Annotated in this window: 16 protein-coding genes; all 16 read left to right on the forward strand. The window is 42.1% G+C overall.

Going from position 1 to position 21,464, the window contains the following annotated elements:
- Positions 1 to 18: 18 nt before the first annotated feature.
- Genes ACHUFI_RS16745 through tssM form a run of 16 tightly spaced genes read left to right on the forward strand, consistent with a single transcriptional unit; the run spans position 19 to position 21,463 of the window.
- Positions 19 to 540, forward strand: coding sequence for an Hcp family type VI secretion system effector (locus ACHUFI_RS16745; RefSeq protein ID WP_394251158.1), 522 nt, complete (start codon positions 19 to 21; stop codon positions 538 to 540).
- Positions 541 to 559: 19 nt separating this feature from the next.
- Positions 560 to 1,063: a type VI secretion system contractile sheath small subunit gene (tssB, locus tag ACHUFI_RS16750; RefSeq protein WP_137358179.1), complete on the forward strand. Its 504-nt coding sequence runs from the start codon at positions 560 to 562 to the stop codon at positions 1,061 to 1,063.
- Positions 1,063 to 2,541 (forward strand): type VI secretion system contractile sheath large subunit, encoded by a 1,479-nt coding sequence (gene tssC, locus ACHUFI_RS16755; protein WP_394251161.1) that lies wholly within the window; start codon positions 1,063 to 1,065, stop codon positions 2,539 to 2,541. Before tssB ends, tssC begins: the two co-directional genes overlap by 1 nt.
- Before the next feature lie 37 nt (positions 2,542 to 2,578).
- Positions 2,579 to 3,973, forward strand: coding sequence for a type VI secretion system contractile sheath domain-containing protein (locus tag ACHUFI_RS16760; RefSeq protein WP_394251163.1), 1,395 nt, complete (start codon positions 2,579 to 2,581; stop codon positions 3,971 to 3,973).
- Positions 3,973 to 4,395 (forward strand): type VI secretion system baseplate subunit TssE, encoded by a 423-nt coding sequence (gene tssE, locus ACHUFI_RS16765; RefSeq protein WP_394251165.1) that lies wholly within the window; start codon positions 3,973 to 3,975, stop codon positions 4,393 to 4,395. The genes ACHUFI_RS16760 and tssE overlap by 1 nt, the downstream gene beginning before the upstream one ends.
- Complete coding sequence (gene tssF / locus ACHUFI_RS16770; RefSeq protein WP_394251167.1) at positions 4,388 to 6,139, forward strand: type VI secretion system baseplate subunit TssF; 1,752 nt, start codon at positions 4,388 to 4,390, stop codon at positions 6,137 to 6,139. The genes tssE and tssF overlap by 8 nt, the downstream gene beginning before the upstream one ends.
- Positions 6,140 to 6,173: 34 nt before the next feature.
- Positions 6,174 to 7,106, forward strand: coding sequence for a type VI secretion system baseplate subunit TssG (locus ACHUFI_RS16775; RefSeq protein WP_394251169.1), 933 nt, complete (start codon positions 6,174 to 6,176; stop codon positions 7,104 to 7,106).
- 47 nt (positions 7,107 to 7,153) lie between these two features.
- Complete coding sequence (gene tssH, locus ACHUFI_RS16780) at positions 7,154 to 9,766, forward strand: type VI secretion system ATPase TssH (protein WP_394251171.1); 2,613 nt, start codon at positions 7,154 to 7,156, stop codon at positions 9,764 to 9,766.
- 13 nt (positions 9,767 to 9,779) lie between these two features.
- Positions 9,780 to 12,347 carry an MFS transporter gene (locus tag ACHUFI_RS16785; protein WP_394251173.1) on the forward strand — a complete coding sequence of 856 codons (2,568 nt, stop codon included), beginning with the start codon at positions 9,780 to 9,782 and terminating at the stop codon, positions 12,345 to 12,347.
- On the forward strand, positions 12,344 to 13,345 hold the full coding sequence (locus ACHUFI_RS16790; protein ID WP_394251175.1) for an ABC transporter substrate-binding protein: 1,002 nt from the start codon (positions 12,344 to 12,346) through the stop codon (positions 13,343 to 13,345). Before ACHUFI_RS16785 ends, ACHUFI_RS16790 begins: the two co-directional genes overlap by 4 nt.
- Positions 13,346 to 13,379: 34 nt before the next feature.
- Positions 13,380 to 14,060, forward strand: a complete 681-nt coding sequence (locus ACHUFI_RS16795; protein ID WP_394251388.1) for an ABC transporter substrate-binding protein — start codon at positions 13,380 to 13,382, stop codon at positions 14,058 to 14,060.
- Positions 14,061 to 14,063: 3 nt separating this feature from the next.
- Positions 14,064 to 15,014 (forward strand): FHA domain-containing protein, encoded by a 951-nt coding sequence (locus ACHUFI_RS16800; protein ID WP_394251177.1) that lies wholly within the window; start codon positions 14,064 to 14,066, stop codon positions 15,012 to 15,014.
- Positions 15,011 to 15,496, forward strand: a complete 486-nt coding sequence (tssJ, locus tag ACHUFI_RS16805) for a type VI secretion system lipoprotein TssJ (RefSeq protein ID WP_394251179.1) — start codon at positions 15,011 to 15,013, stop codon at positions 15,494 to 15,496. The genes ACHUFI_RS16800 and tssJ overlap by 4 nt, the downstream gene beginning before the upstream one ends.
- 36 nt (positions 15,497 to 15,532) lie before the next feature.
- Positions 15,533 to 16,864, forward strand: coding sequence for a type VI secretion system baseplate subunit TssK (tssK, locus tag ACHUFI_RS16810; RefSeq protein ID WP_394251181.1), 1,332 nt, complete (start codon positions 15,533 to 15,535; stop codon positions 16,862 to 16,864).
- Between the two features lie 4 nt (positions 16,865 to 16,868).
- Positions 16,869 to 18,065: a type IVB secretion system protein IcmH/DotU gene (gene icmH / locus ACHUFI_RS16815; RefSeq protein WP_394251183.1), complete on the forward strand. Its 1,197-nt coding sequence runs from the start codon at positions 16,869 to 16,871 to the stop codon at positions 18,063 to 18,065.
- A gap of 2 nt (positions 18,066 to 18,067) precedes the next feature.
- Positions 18,068 to 21,463 carry a type VI secretion system membrane subunit TssM gene (gene tssM / locus ACHUFI_RS16820; protein WP_394251186.1) on the forward strand — a complete coding sequence of 1,132 codons (3,396 nt, stop codon included), beginning with the start codon at positions 18,068 to 18,070 and terminating at the stop codon, positions 21,461 to 21,463.
- The last annotated feature ends 1 nt before the right edge of the window (position 21,464 follow it).

Consider the following 21,464-nt stretch of genomic DNA (forward strand, 5'->3'; position numbering starts at 1 on the left):
TTGAGCAAGGAGAAAGTAATGGCTTCTATTTTTATGAGAATTGATGGTACGACACCTAAAGGTGCAGCAACTGTAGAAAAAATCGGTGGTAAAGATGGTTTCTTTGCTCTTGATAGCCTTTCATGGAGCGCTGTTCGTGGTGTAGGTATCGATGTTGGTAATGCAAACAATGCCGACCAAGGTATGGTTGCGTTAGGCGAAGTAAACATGACCCGTGGTTGTGATGGCGCTTCTCCTCACCTAACAACATTCTTATACGCACCAGGTGGTGAAGGTAAAACTGTTGAAGTAGTAATGACTAAACCAAACCGTGAAGGTTCTGGTGCAGATCCATACCTAATTTTAACTCTAAAAGCAGCTCGTATGTCTAGCTACAACATGTCTGCTACAGATGGTTCTCTTCCAAATGAATCATTCAGCCTAACATACACTGAGATTTCGAAAGCGTACTACATCGAAGCTGAAGGCGGAAAAATTGAAAAAGGCCCTGAAGTTGGTTTTGATGCTACTACAGCTAAAGTCACTTCTACTGCTAAGTAATTGATCAAGGAGAGTTACCGTGGCACTGAATTCCCAACATAAACGCGTAAGTAAGAACCGCGTAAGTATTACCTATGACGTTGAAACTAATGGCGCTGTAGAAACCAAAGAGCTCCCTTTTGTTGTTGGGGTGATTGGTGACTACTCTGGTCATAAGCAAGACAAAGAAGAAGTGGAAGATCGTACCTTCTATAACGTTGATAAAGACAACTTCGACACTGTAATGAAACGTGTTGGCCCAGAACTATCTCTTAAAGTAGATAACGTTCTAGCTGAAGACGACAGTCAGTTCGAAGCGAGCCTTAAATTCGATTCAATGAAAGATTTTGAGCCAGAGGCAATTATCGATCAGGTAGAGCCGCTTAAAAAACTTGTTGAAACCCGTAATCAACTGAAGGTACTTCTTTCAAAAGCCGATCGCTCACGCGACCTTGAAAAATTACTCAAAGAAGTTTTACAAAGTGCAGACACAATTAATGCCCTTTCTGATGAATTAGGCATTAAAGAAGAAGGAGCTGAGTAATGAGCACAGAAACTGAAAATCAAGCACAACCAGAAGCAGCTGAAGGTTCCCTTAGCTTTCTAGATCGTGCGATTGAAGCTACCACTCAAACTCCGGCAGACACAACTAAAGAACTATTTTCAGTTCTTACCGAGCAAGCTCTTTCGGGTACGGTTACGTGGGATAAGAACGTAACTAAAACCATTGAAAATGCGATTTCTGAAATCGATAAGAAATTGTCTAAGCAGCTATCTCAAGTTATGCAGCAAGACGATTTTCAGAAGCTTGAAGGCTCATGGCGTGGTTTGCAAAAGCTTGTTAAAGAAAGCGAGCTTGGCCGTGATCTGAAAATTAAAATGGTGGACTTCACGCAAGAAGAGCTGCTTGACCAATTTGAAGATGCACCTGCAATTGACCGTAGCCCACTATTCAATGCTGTATACCAAGATGAATTTGGTACAGCTGGTGGTGAACCTTACGGCACATTCATCGGTGACTATGAGTTCAGCGCAAAAGACGAAGATGTAGCCCTACTTCGCTACATGGGTGAAGTTGCAGCGGCATGTCACGCACCGTTCGTAGCGGCAGCAAATGCTGAAATGTTTGAATTCAATGACTTCCAAACATTCTCTGAAGGTAAGCCTGTAGCCGCAGGTTTTGATTCTCCAGCTTACGCTGCGTGGAACTCATTCCGTGAAAGTGATGATGCTCGCTACGTTACGCTAACCCTACCTCGTACTCTTGCTCGCCTACCATACGGTGACAAAGGTCTAAGTACTGATGTCTTTGCCTACGAAGAGCTAGGTACCGATATGGATGGTAACCCAAAACCAACCAGCAACGATGAGCTAGTTTGGTCTAACGCAGCTTATGAGCTAGGTCTTAAAATGACTCAAGCTTACACTGCTTCTGGCTGGTGTACGTCTATTCGTGGTCTTGATAATGGCGGTAAAGTAGAGAACCTACCTAACCTAACTTACAAGTCTGAAGCAGGCGACCTACTTCAACAATGTCCTACTGAAGTAAACTTAACTGATGAGCGTGAAAAAGAGCTATCAGATCTAGGTTTCCTACCGTTAGTTCACTACAAAAACTCCAACTATGGCGTATTTATCGGTGGCCAAACGACTCAGAAACCTAAAACGTTTACTGACCCTGATGCAACGGCAAACGCAGCAATCTCTGCACGTCTTCCTTACATCATGGCAAGTAGCCGCATTGCGCACTACTTGAAAGTAATGGGCCGTGACAAGCTAGGTTCAAACCTAGAAGCTCCAGATATCCAACGCGAACTTCAACTTTGGATTGACCAATACACCAACGCTGGTGCGATTGGTAACGAGCAACGTGCTAAAACGCCTCTATGCGAATCTCGCATTGAAGTCGTAGAACAACCGGGTAAGCCTGGTGCATATTCTGCTGTTGCACACCTAAGACCTTGGTTACAACTTGAAGAGCTGACTACGTCAGTTCGAATGGTTGCTAAAATCCCAGGTTAATAGGAATTGGCCGGAGCAATCCGGCCATAAATTTTGTATGAAGTTAAATACAAGCTGGCAAGAAGAATTCAACACCCTAGATAATACAGATAACGCCTTTCTAAAAGAGGCATTATCTCTACTATCTCAGTTAGATAAGGATGGGCTTCGCTCAAAAGCATCTCTAATCTCACTCATTTCTAAGCTGATCGCAGCCATAGATACCTCATTAAGTGAACAGCTCGATCAAATCATTCATGACAAAGAGTTCCAAAAACTTGAAAGAAATTGGCTTAGCCTGAAACAGCTGTCATCGTTACCCATTAGCTATCAGCGTACTCACCTAAAGCTATTGGATATGACCTGGGAAGAAATATCGAGTGACGTCAATCAAGCCTATTCAAGCAAATCTAGCGACTTGTATAACAAAATTGGCAACAATGAACTGAACACGCTAGGTGGTCACCCTTTTGGCTGCATTGCTTTCAGCCATGCCATCTCTATGGATATCGATTTTGATGCCGATTACGACGATCTATTCACCTTAGAGTTACTCGGCAAACTAGGTGAAATAACCTTATGTCCTATGCTGTTCTCCCCTGTTTCTGATTTTTTTGGTGAAAGTGGTGCCGATTGGCTTTCTGACACTGATCGTATTAATAAAATCCTAACGGGCCCTGATTTCGTTGCGTGGCAAGAACTTAGAAACAAACCAAGCTCGCGTTTTATAGGAATGGCATTACCTCAAGTCCGCGTCAGAAAAGCCTATAAAAACCGAAAAGTTGGTTTTGTATACAATGAACAAGGCCAAGGAACTTGGGGGCTAGCAAACATGGCGTTTGTTGGCACAATCATGCGCGAATTCCAACGTGTTAATTGGTTTGGGTTTCTTAAATCTCGTTGGAACGACAAGCTTCAGGGGGCGGTAATTAATTTGCCGACCAATCATTATTTTGAAAGCTACTTAGAAAAGCCAGTTGTTGACGTGGCTCTTTTTGGTCAACTCTCCAACTTTTATGCACAAAGTGGTTTCATTCCTTTAACCAAAAGCCCGTTAACCACCAAGTTTTATTTCAATGGTAATAATTCTATTTGGCAATGTGGCCATAGTGACAACGATAAAGTACTGACCCAGGTTCAAACCACCCTGATGTCGTGCCGTATTGCGCATAACTTGAAAGTTCAGGTTCGAGAAATGATTGGTAGCTTCAGTAGTGCTGCAGAATGTGAACTTTTCCTCACCCAATGGATAGAAAAATTCTCGAGTAACGTCTCCTTTGCGAATGAAGAAACGTTATCAAAGTACCCGTTAAGCTTCGCTAAAGTGAGTGTTACCGAGTCTTCAACTCAAGCCGGGAGCTTTTCCTGTACGTTGAGGATTGTCCCTCAATATCAATTCGATCACTTTAGTGGCGAGGTTGTATTAACAACAGACTTGAATGAGGTCGCCTAATGAGTTTTTGGAATACTTTCATTAGTGATTCGAAACCGTATCAAGATGCGGAAGTCGAAGACATCAAGTTTCATTTAACCAAATTATTGGAGGCGGAAGCCTCACTTATTGATGTTGACGATCGCCTTCAAGAAATTAACCGCTCTAACCTTAAATTTGGCATTGAAGATATACAGCTACTCAGTGCAACGCTTGAGCGTACTCAATTAGCTGTTCGCATAGAATCTTGGATAAAGAGTTTCGAGCCAAGACTTCACCAAATTTCCGTTGAACTCAATGAACGCAAAGAAGGTGATAACGCTTTGTCATTCAACATCATCGCCAAAGTAAAGACCTCTCATGGCGAACAAGAGCTTATCTTTGATTCTAAAATCGCATTAATCGATTTGGCCACATCTTTAGAAGAGGATAGCTATGACTGATCCAATTATGCGATATTTCGAGCAAGAACTGGCGTTTGTACGTCGTTCTTTAGGTCAATTTGGGCAAGACTACCCCGAACATGCAGAAAAATTAAAGATCCATCAAGGCAAGATAGAAGATCCAAGCATGGCTCGCCTTTTGGACGGTGTGGCACTTCTTAATGCGAATGTTGAAAAACGCTTGTCAGAACAACTGCCTGAGGTAGTCGAAGGTATCCTTGGTGTTCTATACCCTTCATATATCCAAATGGTGCCTAGTGTCGCTTATCTCGAACTAGCGACAGAAGAAGGCCCAATAGAGCCAACGCAACTACCCAAAGGCTCCCTATTCTCTGGTTCAAGTAATGAGCAAGAATGCTTATTTCGAACGGTAGATGAATTAAATATTGCCCCATTCAACTTAGCGAGCATAAAAGCATTAAGTGCACCATTTAACTTCAATCGCCCGAGAACTGCGAACCAGAGTACTGCAGTTATACAGCTGACGCTCACGACTGGTGACCCAGAGGTTCACTTTAGCCACTTGGAACTCAAGGACTTAGACTTCTTCGTCAAAGGCTTCGAAAATAACGCCGATTCTTTGGTCGAGTTACTACTGAGTAATACGGTGTCGATTTCTGTATCAGATAAAGAATGCAGTCGCCATTTCAAGCTCGAAAGCCAGCAGTTAAAGAATCGTATTAGTGACCTTGAGTTTAAGTTTTTGCCAGAGTATGGAAACCAATTCACTGGGTATCAGTTAATTAACGAATTTTTCTTTTTTAAAGAGAAACGCCAGTTTTTCAGACTAAAGCAATTTGCGGACGTTGCTAAACAATTCAAAGAGTCAGAGATAGTTATCAACCTATTTATGTCTTCTCTTCCTTCTGAATTTATTCGTCTGTTCAACAAAGATGTATTCAAGCTAAACGTGATCCCTGCTGTTAACTTGTTTGAGCAAACGGGTGAACCCATTAGCTATGACCACCGAACCCTTTCAGTTCCCGTAAACGCAGATGCTCATAGCGATAACAATATTGAAGTTGTTGAAATACAAAATGTTTACGAGATAACACCAAATGGTGAAATCCCTCTTGTCCCGCTATTTCAAGAAAAATACGCTCAGCAGCAGCGATTCGATTATTGGCAAAGTAAACACAACCTGTTTGGCGAAATGAGTATCGCGCTATCGCTGTCTCAGCCATCGGATATGGAATTTACCAAGCTTTTAGGCACACACCTACTTTGTACTAACGGCAGGCAAGCGTGTGGCGTGGAGGGGAATCTCGAATGTTTAGAAAGCATTGATTTGCCTGGAGAGTTTTCTCCTATCTACCCACCATCAGCGCCGATTCCACGTGAAGTCGATCAAAACATGCACTGGGAGTTTATTAGCCTTTTAAACACCAACTTTTCGTCTTTACTGCAATCAGAAAGGCCCGTAACGGACCTAAAGCAAATGCTAAATTTATGCAGTCGAAGCCAGGTTTCTAACGCCGAAATCCAAATGATTCACTCCGTCGAGTTTCATTCGCAAGTTTCTGCAATTCGTGTACTTGGTAAAAACGTATTTTCGCCAGGTACAGAAGTAGAAATCACTTTAGATGCTACTGGCCCCTACTTAGCGTTTGCCGATGTTTTGAATCGTTTTTTCCAATTGTTCTGTAGCTTCGATCGCTACATTCAATTGAAAATCAAAGTTTACGGTCGTGATGGCATTGTTAAAAAATACCCTAAGATTCATGGTAGCCAACTATGCTTATAAACTTTGCCATTGAACGCTGGATAGTGAGGTGTCTATGAGCCACTTTATTCAAGATCTTGCGGCTCAACCTGAACGATACGAATTCGTGCAAGCCATGCGATTGCTTGAAAAAATGCAAGCTATACGCTCTCAACCGATTCAATTGGAATTGAAAGCGGAAGCAATGCCAACGGGTAATCCTCAAGAGATCCAATACTTCTCGTTAAAGGGGAATAAAGCCAAGATTAGGCTGGCAAAGCAAGCATTGTCTGGCGTGAAGGGAGTGATTCCAAATTACATTTATGAAGAGCTGCTCGGCGCCCTTCATAATGAAGATCATTCCCTAAAAGACTTCTTAGATGTATTTAACCAAAGGCACTTTGAGATCACCTACAGAGCTCATATGCAAAAATGGTTATTGGTCGAAAGTGAACAAAATCCGAAGAAAACAGCTTTGCTCAATCACTTTGCGGCTTTGAGCGAGAAGAATGCTAAGTACTTGCAATACACCTTGCTACTCAATCAACAGAGCAGAAGCCTAACTACACTGAAAAAAATCCTCAATGATTTTTTCCCGTATTCAGTAACCGTCGAGTGTAAAACACACGAAAGACGGCTTCTGCCAACAGATTCATTGACTCGTTTGGGAACGACTAGTGATTCAAATAGCCGATTAGGACAAGGTTTTTTACTCGGAAAGACATGTCTGGCTCATTTTAATAACTTACATATCTTTGTTACCCCAAAGAACCAACTTGAATTTGACCAGATTCAGCATGACTCAAAACTCGCTGAGGCAATGCTTTCTCTCTCACAACATTATTTAAGGGACAGTACCCCTGTTTCTATATATCTAAACGTTAAGCGCTCATACTTAGCGCGCCCTAGACTCTCTGGCAGCGCGTCCATTGCAGCTCGCTTAGGCGAAGTGGATTGCCTTGCTCCTGAACGTAACCCCGAAGAAACCGTAAAAATTTTGCTTTTGTAGTTCCCTAATAAGGCATAAGTAGATTTCAGAGATACAAGGAATAAACTATGACACAAGTAACTCTCACCAACTTAGTAGGAAAGCTTTCGCCTGAACTCAAGCAAGCGCTTGAAGTTTCTGCTGGCGCAGCAATGAACCAAGGCGTTGGTGCCATCGAAATAGAACATTGGATTCTCCAATTGATTTCACAGAAAGATGCGAAAATCCTTTCACTTTGCGATTCTCAAAAGTTGTCTCTAGACGCGATCGTAAATGAACTGACTAAGAAAATTTCAATGTTGCAAAAAGGCAGTGAAGGCCAACCAACATTAAGCCACGGTTTAACTGAGTTAATCAAAGACGCTTGGATGATCGCATCCGTGAATTACGGTCATGGTGAAATTGTCAGCTTACATTTGATTCAAGCATTGATGCAGCAAAATGTTCTTGGTGTAACAACACTGCAACTTGAAACGCTAAACAATATTTCATTAGAGTCTCTTCAAGGGCTTATCAAAAAGACCCCTATTGCACGTAGCTCTTCTGCAGGAGCCGCTGCCGGTAGTGTCGATACGACACCAGCAGGCAACGATGCGCTTAGCAAATACACGGTCAACCTGACTCAGCAAGCTTTAGATGGAAATATCGATCCAATTTCAGGTCGTAACGCAGAAGTTCGTAAAGCCATAGATATTCTTTGTCGTAAACGCCAGAACAACCCAATCATGGTTGGTGAGCCTGGCGTGGGTAAAACAGCCGTCGTTGAAGGCTTAGCTCTTAGAATAGCCGCAGATGAAGTACCAAGCGCTCTTCAAGGGGTACAAATTCACTCTCTAGATCTTGGCTTACTTCAAGCTGGAGCAAGTGTTAAAGGTGAATTCGAAAACCGTCTAAAAGATGTCATCAATGAAGTAAAAAGTTCTGAGCAACCAATTATTGTCTTTATTGATGAAGCTCACACCTTGATTGGTGCAGGTGGCGCAGCTGGTCAAAATGATGCCGCGAACCTTTTGAAGCCAGCGCTAGCGCGTGGCGAATTCAAAACCATTGCTGCGACAACGTGGGCAGAGTACAAAAAGTACTTTGAAAAAGATCCAGCGTTAACTCGTCGATTCCAAGTCGTCACAATCGAAGAGCCAAACGCTGAAGACGCGATGCAAATGCTACGTGGTGTAGCGGCTTCATTACAAGCTCACCATGGCGCATTTATTGCGGAGTCCGCTATTGAAGCTGCGGTTAATTTATCTATCCGCTACCTACCTAGCCGTCAGTTGCCTGACAAAGCAATTAGCTTGCTCGATACCGCGAGTGCTCGAATTGCCCTGACTCAAGGTGCAAAACCAGAAGTACTTGAAACGTTAGAGCAAACCATTCGTTATCAAGAAAACGAAAAAGCCGCGTTGGAAAAGGAAGATGCGTTGTTTTCGAATAGCGCTGAAGAGATCAAAGAACTTGCAGAAGAAATTGACGCTAACCAAAAATCTTTAGAAGCCTACTACGAGCGTTGGGAAAAAGAAGTAGAGCTCGTCGACCAAATTAAAGAAGTTCAGCAGCAAATTACCGAACAGCAAGTAGAAGGTAATGTTGAACAAGACAAGCAACAACAATTGGATAAACTGAGAACGTCACTAGCAACCTTGCAAGGCGAAGAGCCTCTGGTGCATGCAATGGTCGATAACAACACCATCGCTCAAGTCATTGCTAACTGGACTGGTATTCCAGTCGGTAACATGATGAGTGACGAAATTGCTAAGCTACTGACTTTAGAAGACGAACTTAATACTCGTGTTATCGGTCAAGACGTTGCGAAAAACGAATTGGCGAAAGCCATTCGTATCTCACGCGCTGGCTTGACAGACAGCCGCAAACCCATTGGTGTATTCCTAATGTGTGGCCCAAGTGGTGTGGGTAAAACAGAAACCGCGATGGCACTTGCGGAGCAGCTTTACGGTGGTAGCAACGATTTAACTGTTATCAACATGACTGAGTTCAAAGAAGAGCATAAGATCTCTATGCTTCTTGGCTCCCCAGCCGGTTATGTAGGTTTCGGTGAAGGTGGTGTGTTGACTGAAGCCATTCGACGCAACCCATACTCAGTTCTTCTTCTTGATGAAATGGAAAAGGCGCACCCAGGGGTGCACGACCTCTTCTATCAAATTTTCGATAAAGGCCATATTAAAGACAGTGAAGGCCGTACCGTCGATTTTAAGAACACCATCATTATTATGACTTCAAACGCTGCTGACCAAGCAATTTGTGACGTATGTGCGGAGTCATCTGAGCGAATCGAAAACGATGAACTTCTTGAAGCTATTCGTCCTGATTTACAGCAATACTTCAAGCCTGCTTTCCTAGGGCGTACGACCATTGTGCCATATTACCCGCTAAATGATGATGAGCTTGCAAAGATCACAGAAATCTCTCTTAACCGTATTAAGAAAAAACTGGCAGAACAATACCAAGCATCATTCACATGGGATGAAGCATTTGTTCAGTTCGTTGTTGATAGAAATACGGATCCTACAACGGGTGGACGTGCGGTAGAACAAATCATTAACCGTTCTTTGATGCCACGACTAGCTGAGGAATGTATTGGTAGATTGAGCCGTAGTGAGCCAATCTCTCAGGTAAGCGTAACCGCGACAAGTAATAGCCAAGACTTTGAGCTAACGATTAAGTAGGTAAAAAACTAAGATGAACAGCAAGACCATTCAACACGCAGCGAAAAGCTCTATTATCAACTTGTCCTTACGGGTTAAGTTGATGTTCGCGATCATGGCGGTCTTGCTGTTCTCTATTACGCTTAACGCCACTTTGAATTACTTCAATTTCGAAAAAAGGCTCACTGACACGTCAGATTCCATCTACGAAATCGTACTCGACGAAACTCACAATGACATCAAACAAGCGATCAGCCTGGGTTTGCCATTGTCTGCAATCTCTAATATCCAATCGCTGCTCGAAAGACGCGTAGAACTCGTTGATGGCATCACTTCACTTGCCGTCATTTCCAACACTGGGGACACGTTATTCAGTACTGGAGCTACCGAGCCGAATACCAGCCGTCAACTTTCACTGCATATCACTAACTCATTTGGACTACTTGAAGGTGAGATAAAGCTTTACTACTCAACGACAGCGCTAGAACAACAAAAATCTTTACTACTTCAGCTCCAATTGCTTTACTCAATTGGTTGGATTTTGGCTTCATGCATCATTGCATTTATCGCTTTGAAGTTCATTCTTAAAGGGATTGTTGGGCGCGTTCAACACGCAACAAAGATCTTGAGTGAGGAGCATAGTCAAGAGTCGTTATTCCCAGCCATCAACCAAGCACACAAAGCGCTACAGTCACCTCAAAATACATCTAAGTTTGAAAAGCTGAGAACAAAGCACTTTCCAATCTTTATTATTTCATTAGCAATTCTTCTTACCATAATTGCTAATCTGGGGGTTTCTTACCAATCCCTAGATAAGTTCTCTCAAATTTACGAAGTAAAACTTGAGCAGAAATCCAATTTGATTGGAGATTCGCTTAACCAAATGATTTCTCGACTATTAAATCAAGGTGTCCCAGAAGACCGACTTAATGGTTTAGAGCAAGAGTTTGCTTTTTATGTCGATCATCACCAAGAAATTTTATCCATCGACTTTCGAAGCCAATCAGGCATTTCATACCGATACCCGGAAAGTGAGGTTCACCACCCCGCTACCCGCGAAGCTCAATTTGCCCTGAATGAGCAGAACAGCATCCAGCTCAATGTGACTACCGATAACAACCTAATTATCAACTTATTAAAAGAAAGCGTCATGGACATGATTACCGTACTTGTCGCTTCATGCTTAGTCGTTGCAGAAATCATATTATTTATGTGTAACTTCATGATTATTTCCCCTTGGAACCAAGTCAAACAAGTCTTCATGCTGGTTAATCGTGATGTTGTTAATCATTTAGCTAAAGTAGCGTCACACGACGAGATAGGAAAGTTACTGAATCTTGTGAATCAAGCTATTTGTAAATTGAAACCCGAACAAAAATCGTCACCAATTGATAAGCAAGATTTTAGGTTCATCAGACTTCCGTTGTTCTTGTTGGTGTTTTCTGAAGCTTCGTCTTTGGCGTTTTTCCCTACTTACGTCCTGTCGTTAGACAATACCTACGGTTGGATACCTGATAGTTTAGTTATCAGCTTACCAATCTCTCTATTTATGCTGTGTTGGGCGGTGTCGTTGCCGTTTGCAGGCTACTGGTCAGATAAAGTCGGGCGTCGCCGTTCATTAATGACAGGCGGACTCATCACATGTGTCGGGCTCATCACCACAGCGTTTGTTCAGTCAATAGAGTTACTTTTAATTGCTCGTGCTTTTACTGCCGTCGGCTACGGTATTGTGTTCATTTCGGCGCAGGGCTATGTGTCAGATACCACCAATGACAGCAATCGCACCAAAGGCATGGCAACGTTTTTGTCGTCCTTCTTTTCAGGTTCACTGTGTGGCGCGGCAATTGGCGGAATACTAGCAGAGAAGCTAGGCTATTCAGAAACCTTCCTGTTAGCCGGTTTACTCGCTTTATTTAGTGTTTTATTGGTTCGAGTATTCTTCGAAAAATCCAGCGCAAACAATTCAAGTAAGCCCGTTAAATTTAGTGATTTTAAATTGCTATTGAGCAACAAATACTTTGCTCTAATCACTATCTTCAGCGCCATTCCAGCGAAGATAGTGCTAACAGGGTTCCTCTATTACATCTGCCCTGTTTACCTGCAATTTTTAGGAGAGAGCAGCTCAGTCTCGGGTCGAGTGATCATGGCATATGGGCTTGCGATTATTCTGATTTCTCCATTAAGTGCGATTCTGGTTGATAAACTCAAAAACAAAATGGCATTTATCTTTATTGGGGGGATATTGTCGGCAATAGCGCTACTGAACTTTTATTTCTTCCAAGGTACTTTAGGGTTACTTCTAATTGTAATCATCGTTGGCATCGCACATGGTATCTGCGTTTCTCCACAGATCCCCCTTGTAATAGACCTTCTATCAGGGCAAGGCATCGAAAAAGGTAAAATCATCGGTATTTTCAGGCTCACTGAGCGTATCGGTAACATAGCAGGTCCAATGCTTGCAGGTGTTTGCCTCAGTATTTTCGGTTACGACCAAACTATTATCGTGTTCGGCGCAGCTCTGTTAGCTAGCTCGCTCAGCCTTATTCTGTTTTTTTCTCTCTTTTTACGATTCGACAGACAAAAACTAGGAGTTCAACAATGAAAATCGTCATTTTTATTCTTAGTTTTTTGTTAATCGTTCCTCACAGTCTTGCGAAAGAAAGCGATGAAAAACATGTCATCTTACTGTTGTGGCGGGGAGTTACCGAAGCTGAAAATGGCTTTATGGATTATTTGAAGCAGAATGAAAACATTCGGTTTACCCTACTCGATGCTAATCGTGACAAGGCTACGCTCCAGTCTCACATAGACAGTTTGGAGTATAAGCAAGCCGACTTAATTTACACTTTTGGAACTACCATTACGCGCCAACTGCTTGGCACTTTCGAGAATCCATCAGAGTTCAGGCTGAGCAACCCTACTCCAACTGTATTTAGTATTGTCACAGATCCTATAGGTTCGAAGCTCATAAAATCATCTGATGATGCTGATCGTAATTTCACCGGTGTTAGCCACATTGTTCCGCATGAAATACAGTTTAAAGCCATTAACAAGCTAAATAACACCTCTACCGTTGGGGTTATCTATAACGCAGAAGAAAATAATTCAATTCTTACTGCAAATAAGATGTTTGAACTGTCGGAAACTTATAACAAGCGTGTTATTTTGTACCCATTAAATATTGATAAAAACAAATCAAACAGCGAGCTTATTAACAACACTGTAAATGCTATGAAACAAGACGGAGTTGATATAGCCTATTTACCACCGGATTCTTATATCATCGCCCAAGGTGGTGAAGTAGTAACTGCGTTGCATGATAAAGACATTCCTACATTCTCTGCTACCGAGAGCCCAATTCGCACTCATGAAGCGTTATTCGGAATAGTCAGCCGTTATTACAATGTTGGGCAATTTGCTGGCTATAAAGCGGAAAGAATTTTGAAAGGCAGACAGCCAGCTAACGAGGTCCCTATTGAATCTCTTAGCCAATATTCATATATCGTCAATATTAAAGCAGCGAAAGCTCTAGATTATTATCCACCAGTGTCGATTTTGAAAATTTCTGAAGTTATAGGGAACTCTAATGGTGTTAAATAGAGTCAAAATGACTAGCGTACCTTTTGTGGCACTAATGATATCTGCCTCTTGGTCTGCTGCATCCAATGCAGAATTAAAGATTGGCCCTTCTCGTTTACTTCTTACTACACAAGACTGGCCACCGTACCAGACTTATGAAAATGCGCAGATGCAAGGTATTGCATTGGACAAAGTGAAATGTGCATTGGGGAAAATGGGACAGCCTTATCAACTGACAATGACCACATGGTCAGATGCCCAACTTCGTGTACATAGCGGCAGTCAACATGGCTTTTTCGTCGCAACTCAAACGGCAGAGCGAGACGAATATGCAACATTATCAGAGCCTTTGGCGCAGCAAACTCTCAGTTGGTACTTTGGCCCTGGTGTTGAACCGAAAATTGATGAATTGTCAAAGTTGAACCTCAACTTTTCTGCCAAATTTGGTTCCAACAAATGGTTTTGGCTAAAACGTAACGGATTTAACGTCGTTAAGCAGCCTCGAGATGCTAAAGTATTACTAAAGCTTTTAAAACAAAGAGAAATTGACATTGTTCTGGAAGATGAATTGGTCTTTAAAAGAGAGCTAGAAAGAGCTTCCTTGCCTTCTGATTACTTCAATTCATCAGTGTTAGATACTAAGGATATGGGCGTGTATTTCTCAAACCGTTTCCTTAAAAAATATTCCGGATTTTTGGATAATTTCAATTCAGCCATATCAAAGTGTGAGGAGTAAACATTGTCAATCAGTGTTCACATGATTTCTGTCCCTGCTGAAGAGGTTGTCACCTCACGTGTCACGTATCTGCCTGAAAATGGCGGAAGCTTAGGTCGTTCCCCTTCGTGTGATATTGCTTTGCCGGATCAAAGCAAATGGATTTCTCGTACACACAGTCAAATCAGTCTGACAGACCGAGGCTACGTCATTAAAGATCTCAGTAACAATGGGCTATCTTTGAATGAAAAGTCATTAATGCGAGACAAAGAATACCCAATTACTGATGGTGACATTGTCAAAGTCGGTGGCTATACATTACTCATTAGCCTGCTAAACAACCCTAAGGCTACGGCACCAGAAGCAAGCACAAAGTCAGATCCATTTGCATCCGATTTCAACTTTAAATTAGACGATTCAGACCTCGACTTTCTCGATGATATTCCTGAGCCGCCAAAAGCAGAAACAAAGTCCACTTTCTCTTCTAGCAATGTACTCAGTGATGACCCTTTTGCCTCAGACCCATTTGAAGACTTAGATTCGGATAAGGTCATACCAAATATTGAGATAGACGAAATTGCTACTGAAAAAGCAGACATTCAATCGTCGTCAGATCTAGAGTACCTTCCAGTCAATATTGATAACAATCATCGTATTGAAGAATCGATTGATAAGTTAATCACGCTTACAGAGAAGAATCAGCAGTACTTACAAAACCCACAACTCCAACAAAAAGCCCTATTTGATGCGCTGGAAAAGACCGTCGATCAGTTTTTAAATGAATTCGCGCCAACGCAACTCGAGAATCAATTTAGCGAGTACGTGTCTAATAGCGTTTTTTCCAGTAAAGATAAAAAGTACTGGAAAATCTATCGTAAGCATTTCCAACATAGGCAGGATAACGGTGATTTTCGTCGCCAATTTAAAGCTTTATTCATGGAGAACATGCAGAAACAAAGTGAGGAAAGAGAATGATTCGGATTATTCTTTTATGTTTCTGCTTTGCACTTTCGGCTTGCTCATCCGATCCAGTTGCTGTTGTTACCCAACATACTTTTACTGTAAAAGCCGATAATACGATTAATCAATACAACGATAATCAGGCGAACCCTGTTGTCGTGAGGCTTTACCAGTTAACGGATCAGCAGCTTTTTAAGCAATTACCATTTATTGATCTTTACAATAACGATTTGCAACTCCTCGCCGCTAATCTGGTGTCTAAACAAGTGTTGCCTGTCGTTTTACCTAACTCAACGCAAAGCCTTACTTTAGATGTAAATAAGAATACTCAGTACATCGCTGCATTGGTTGAATTTGCAGACTATCAAAACAGTACAACGAAAGCCGTTCAAATGTTGCCTACTGATTCAGAGCAATACTTACAGCTTACTCTAACAGGTAAAAAAGCCGAGTTAGAGGTCATCACACCAGAATCAAGCTGGTGGCAGGTTTTCTAGCAAGAAAAATAACTAAAAAACAAATAGGGAATTTACGTGGACGCTTTCAAAAAAGTAGTTTGGCAAGAAGGGATGTTTATCGCACCTCAGCATTTCCAACAACAAGATCGTTATGTGCAAAACTACATCCGCCAAAATATCGAAACGCTTGCAGGTTTTGCCCCATTCTTTGGCATTACCGAGTTAGTCATTAATCATGACCTATTAAAAATCGGAAAACTATCCATTCCAAGCTGTGCTGGTATATTCCCAGACGGTACTCAGTTCGATCTCAAACAAGAAATCGCTATCGATATTCCGCAAGGCACTATCGAAAGCACTGTTTACTTAGCGTTACCAATTTCTTTGCAAGGTAATAACGATTACAGCGAAGACGGGCAAGAACAAAGCCGCTACCTCACCCGCTCAATTAATGTATTCGATACGTCTACGTCTGAAAACGCCAGTGTCGAAATCGACGTCGCTCATCTAAATATTGGACTTAAATTTGCGGGAGAAGACACTTCTGGTTTTACCCTAATTCCGGTAGCAAAAGTACTAGAGATTAGTGACTCTGATGAAGTCATTCTCGATCGAGCGTTTATCCCGGCTTGCTTGCATTATGGCGCTTCGATGTTTTTGACCGAGCGTGTGAAGGAAATCCACGCCTTGGTGAGCAACCGTGCGCAAAACCTATTAAAACGAATCGAAGCAGGACAAGGGCAAAAAAGCCCTCAGTCATTGATGCAAGACTACCTATGGCTGCAAACTCTTAACACATGGCTGCCGTGGTTTGATTTGACCATCAGTAATACTAAGCACCCTACCCATCAACTGTATTCAAAGTTGAAACAGTTTGAAGCTCAAGTGATGGCGTTGACCCCTGCGATTCCAAAGGAATGCGAACCACTCAAATACGACAAGCTTTACGACAACTTTAACCCGTTATTCTCTAGCTTGAGAAGCTTGCTCACATTAGTTCAGCAAGATTCGGTGATTGAATTTAAATGGGATGCCTCGCTATTTGAAAAACGACGCTTATTACGTACGTTGATCAAAGACCCAAGCAGCGTGTACAACCGCCGTTTTGTGCTCAGTGTTAAATCAGACATTAGCAGTAATGAGCTGAACGAATTGTTCCCAATCTCAGCTAAATTAAGCAGCAATAACAAAATTGTTGAACTAGTAAGAAGCTCTCTTTCTGGTATCGGGTTAACACCCCTACCTATTGCGCCAAGCGAGCTTAAACCAATGCAAGGTGTCGCCTACTTCGAAATCAACACCAAAGACAGAAATTGGCTCGATATGCTTGATACACGTGACGCAATTGCTCTACATGTCGATGCTAGAATCCCAGATCTAGAAGTCGTCCTATACGCGTTGAGATAACATCATGGATTATTTAGACGAAGAAACACTGGTCATTGATAAAGCTTCCACTCCTTCTAGCAATGAAGAAGATGCGCTATTTCAGTCAAAAATGGTCTCGGTGCACTCGACTAATACTCAAGAAGAATTTATTCGCCATTTTGATAAAGCTGAAAATCAGCTTATCAATATCAGCAGCGAGCTCTTAACAAAAACGTTAAAAGTATCGACCCTCTCTGAGCCAGAGGATCTAACCGTATTTAGAGAACAACTAATACACGGGATTAACGACATAAAAGCTCAGGCAACTGATCTAACATACCCTGTCGCAGTGATCGATAAGCTTTGTTTCCTTTATGCTGTCGTATTAGATGAGTTCATCATTTATACCGAATGGGGAGAGAAACGAGGCTGGGAAAATAAAACGTTACTGAGTGAACTGTTTGGCATGCGTAACGGTGGTGAACTTTTCTTTTCCGTCGCCGAAAAAGCTGCGCGTCAACCTCATAAGCTCATTGACCTCTTAGAAGTCATTTACCTTTTCCTAAACATCGGGTTTAAAGGCCAGTATCGTGACAGCAGCGCTGAGCAACTAAAGACTTTCATACATCAGTTAGAACAAACTATTACTCAGTACCGCACGGTAGGTGGTGTCCACTGCCACACTAAAGTTAAGCTTCCTGCGATGCGAAAACCGACCCGAAGAAAGCACTACTTAATCACCAGTTTATTTTTCTTTTGCTTAATCGCCACTACGATTGGGTTGACCGAATTTTGGTATACCAAGACTCACCCTCAACGCGCTCGTGATTTTACTTATCTCCCTGACTTTAGCCAAAGGTACGTCCTTTCCGGTGAAGTGAAAGACATTGTGTTTATCAGCCAAGACGACGATCTCGATAATCCACCCGCTCACGGCAGCAAAGCGGATACAATCGAAGAGCCTAAAATGGAGATTTTCGATGCGATGTCTGCAAGCTGGTTAGTACAGCTAGCCACTTTTTCAAACAAAAAAAATGCAGACTCGTTTGTCAGCAATCTTTCACCATCTGCCTATGAGCCGGTGATTGACCCTTACAAAAAGTATTACAGAGTTATCTTACGAACAGACTCAGCTGAAGAAGCCCGTACTATTAAAGCTTGGTATGTCGATAACGACAATATCAATGCCATTATCGTTCGAAACTCGACACAAGATTTAGACAAGGAAGAATCTAACTGATTATGCCTGACGCAAAACAAAAAAAGTCACCGAATGGGAAGAAGTCAGCAGCTGTCGCTGTATTGACTTCTGTTACCTTCTTCTCAGTTGTCTCAAGTATCATTTGGTTGACGCCACTTAACGCCTATTTTGTTGCAGCATTGACCGCTACCGCCATCATTTCTACTCTGATTGGCGTTATTTGCTATTGGGTCCTAATCAAACGAAACCCAACTCAGAAAGAACAACCGATTGATAAAGCGTTAATACAAAGACGTAAAAAACAATTAGCTACTCATTTTAATCGAATGATTAGTGGGCAGAAACGTAAAATACGTTTGATGAGCCGCTATGACCAACCAATCTATTTGCTACTCAGTACTGATCCATCGAAAGACAAAAGCATTATCACTCAGATGGGCTATGAGGCATACAAGCTAGATGATTTTGGCAATGATATCGAATTCCCTATCCTATTCTGGGTAAGTGAACATTCAATTTTAATTTCTATTAGTACCGGCGAAGACCAACACCCAGAGTACCTTAAAACACTTTGCCAGTCACTTAACACCTGGCGACCACGTCAAGCTGCTAACGGCTTACTATTGACGACTGAGGTGTCTACGTTATTAGAAAATAACGAGCAGATAACCCAATACGCCGACGAGATTAAATCGACTATTAAAACCTTTAATCAGTCATTTGGTGTAAGCCTACCCATTTACAACATCATCTCGAATATGGGCAGCATCAGCGACTTTTGCCAATTCTTCTCTGCTTTCGATGAATCAAAAAGAGACGATGTCTTCGGTGCGACTTCGCCGTATAACAAACATGGTGGCATCGATGCAGATTGGTTCAACGATGAATTCGATCATTTGATCGGGCAGCTGATTGCTAATATGAGTAATGCTCTTGCGGGGCAATTAAATCAAGATTACCGAAACTCTATCGCGAGCGCACCATTCCAGTTCGGCCTACTTAAGCAAAACTTGTGGCTTTTCTTACATCGATTATATCGTGGCGAGCAACTGAGTGAGGCTCTACAGTTCCGTGGTTTCTATTTCACTCACGACGGACAGGAAGTTAACCAGAAAGACTTGCTAGCAAGCACCGTCTCATTTTCAGTTGGACACGAACAATACCAGCAACAAGAGCAAATACCGGTCACTCAGACCTTATTCGCTCAACACCTGATGAACCACGTTATTTTAGGTGAGCATGAATTAGTCGGAGTAAACCGACGCAAAGAAAATACATTACTTGTTAATCAAATTCTGTTTACGCTTTCATGGGTGAGTTTATTAGCTGCTGTTCTGCTAGTGGTCAAATTTGATTTCGATTTTCAAGGTCAGAGAGAAGCTCGTGCTGACGCCATGCTAGAGCGCTATAAAGAAGCAATTTCAGCCTCTCCATACGATATTGAAAACATGGCAGACAATATTCCAAACCTGTTTTCATTACAGCGCATTTACGATCTCTATAATCAGCCAGAACCTTGGTATAGCTTACCTTTTATGCCCAACCCTAGTATTAAGGCAGAAATAGAGACCGCTTATTTTACAGAGCTACAGCAAGTGTTAGTTCCTTCGATGGAAAAGACTCTTGAGAAAGACCTTTTCGTCTATGTAAACCTAGAGGATCAATCTCAAACCCTATCGCTGTTAAATAACTACCGACTTTTATTTAGCAAAGATCGCAGTAACATCCATGAGCTCAAAAGTTACTACGTGAAAACGTTACAAGATCAAGGTGAAGCCGACAGTGTAAACATCGCTCAATTGAAAGTGCTTCTTGATGACATTTTTGAACGAAACCTCATCCCTAAAAAATCCAATCAAGATTTAGAAGGGCTGGCGAAGAAAGTGATCACCCAAACGGGTATAGAAACTTTGCTTTACGAACATATTTTAAGCTCTCCTAACTTCGCTAAGCGTGTCGATATTCGAAGTGAACTTGGCGACAATTTTAAATCTGTATTCAGTTTTTCTCCTAGTTATGTCGGTTACTTGGTTCCGTACATCTATACCCCAACAGGGTTTAACGAGTTGGATCTTTCCGTCAATTCTGAGATTCTGAAAGAAGCGCTGCAATCTTATGAGGGGGTTGCTGGAGCTTATCCTAGCGCATTAGAGCTACACCGTATCAGCCGCGAGCTTAAGCAAACTTACCAGAATGATTACATCAATTATTGGCGTGATTTCATCCGTAACGTTAACGTCACGGAGATAAACAACCCGACTCAATTAAGCGGCGTTTTAGCGAGCCTCTCCGAAGCCTCCAACAACCCTCTTTCAAGCCTTTACAATACGATATCAAAATACACTTATGTGGAACTGAACGTGCCGGAAACGGGCGATAAAGAGAAGGTTGCTGACGCTGATATTCCAGTTCAAGACGCAGATAAAAAAGAATCCGCTCGTCAAATTTCCCTGAGTTTCCAAGACTACAAAAAGCACATGTCACCAAATGATCAAGGTAAAAAGCCACTTGATTCATTGCTGAATGCCTATATCGCAAGTAAGAAATGGGGTGACAAGTTTTACGAGACCAAAGAGCCTCAAAAAGTGGCGTTCGATACTTTGTCTGCGACGCTGCAAACCACAAACCCGATCGCTTCTTTGTCAGACTTATCTCAGTCGCAATTATCGGTAGCAAAAGAAATTACCGATCGCGTTGTCACTCAAAGTAACGAAATGGTCATGGCTTTGGCGCACGAGTACATTAACAATGCATGGAGCAAAGAGGTTTATCAGCCATACCAACAAAGGCTTGCCTCGTTCTATCCGTTTAACCAACAGTCTAAAACTGATGTTAGCGTTGCAGACGTCAAAGCATTTTTTGTTAGCAACGGTATAGTGGAGTCTTTTAATAACAACCGCTTGAGTAGTTTTGTTAAAAGTAACGACGGCGCCCCTTACCTACCAGGGCTACTACCAAGTACTGGCCTAATGTTAGCTCCTGACGTATGGACGATGATTGATAAAGCAAGCGATATTAAAAATGCGCTGTTCCTTGCGGATCCATCCAATATCTCCATCAACTTCCAACTCAAAGCGGTTGATATGAGTTCGAACCTCACAGAGTTTGCCATAATTTCCGATAAGCCTATCTTTACCTATCGACATGGTCCAACATTATGGAGCCAGCAGTCATGGCAAGGCGATGCCAAGCTCATTGAAAAGCTTGGAGTGAAGTTAAACGCTCAAGACACAACTGTCGGTGAGAACACAGTAGAAGGCACGTGGAGTTGGTTTCGTTTGTTTGAGTCAAATGTGAGTTTTACGACTTCACAAGATACCCAAGTTGAATTCAAATATGGCGAAAGTAACGTCAAACTGACTATTCGTACCCAAGGGCAATCGAATCCATTTGTCCCTGGTTTCTTCTCAGGCTTCTCACTTCCTAATGGAATCTAAT

It is taken from the genome of Vibrio profundi, assembly GCF_043642225.1.
GTDB classification, from domain to species: Bacteria; Pseudomonadota; Gammaproteobacteria; order Enterobacterales; family Vibrionaceae; genus Vibrio; species Vibrio profundi_A.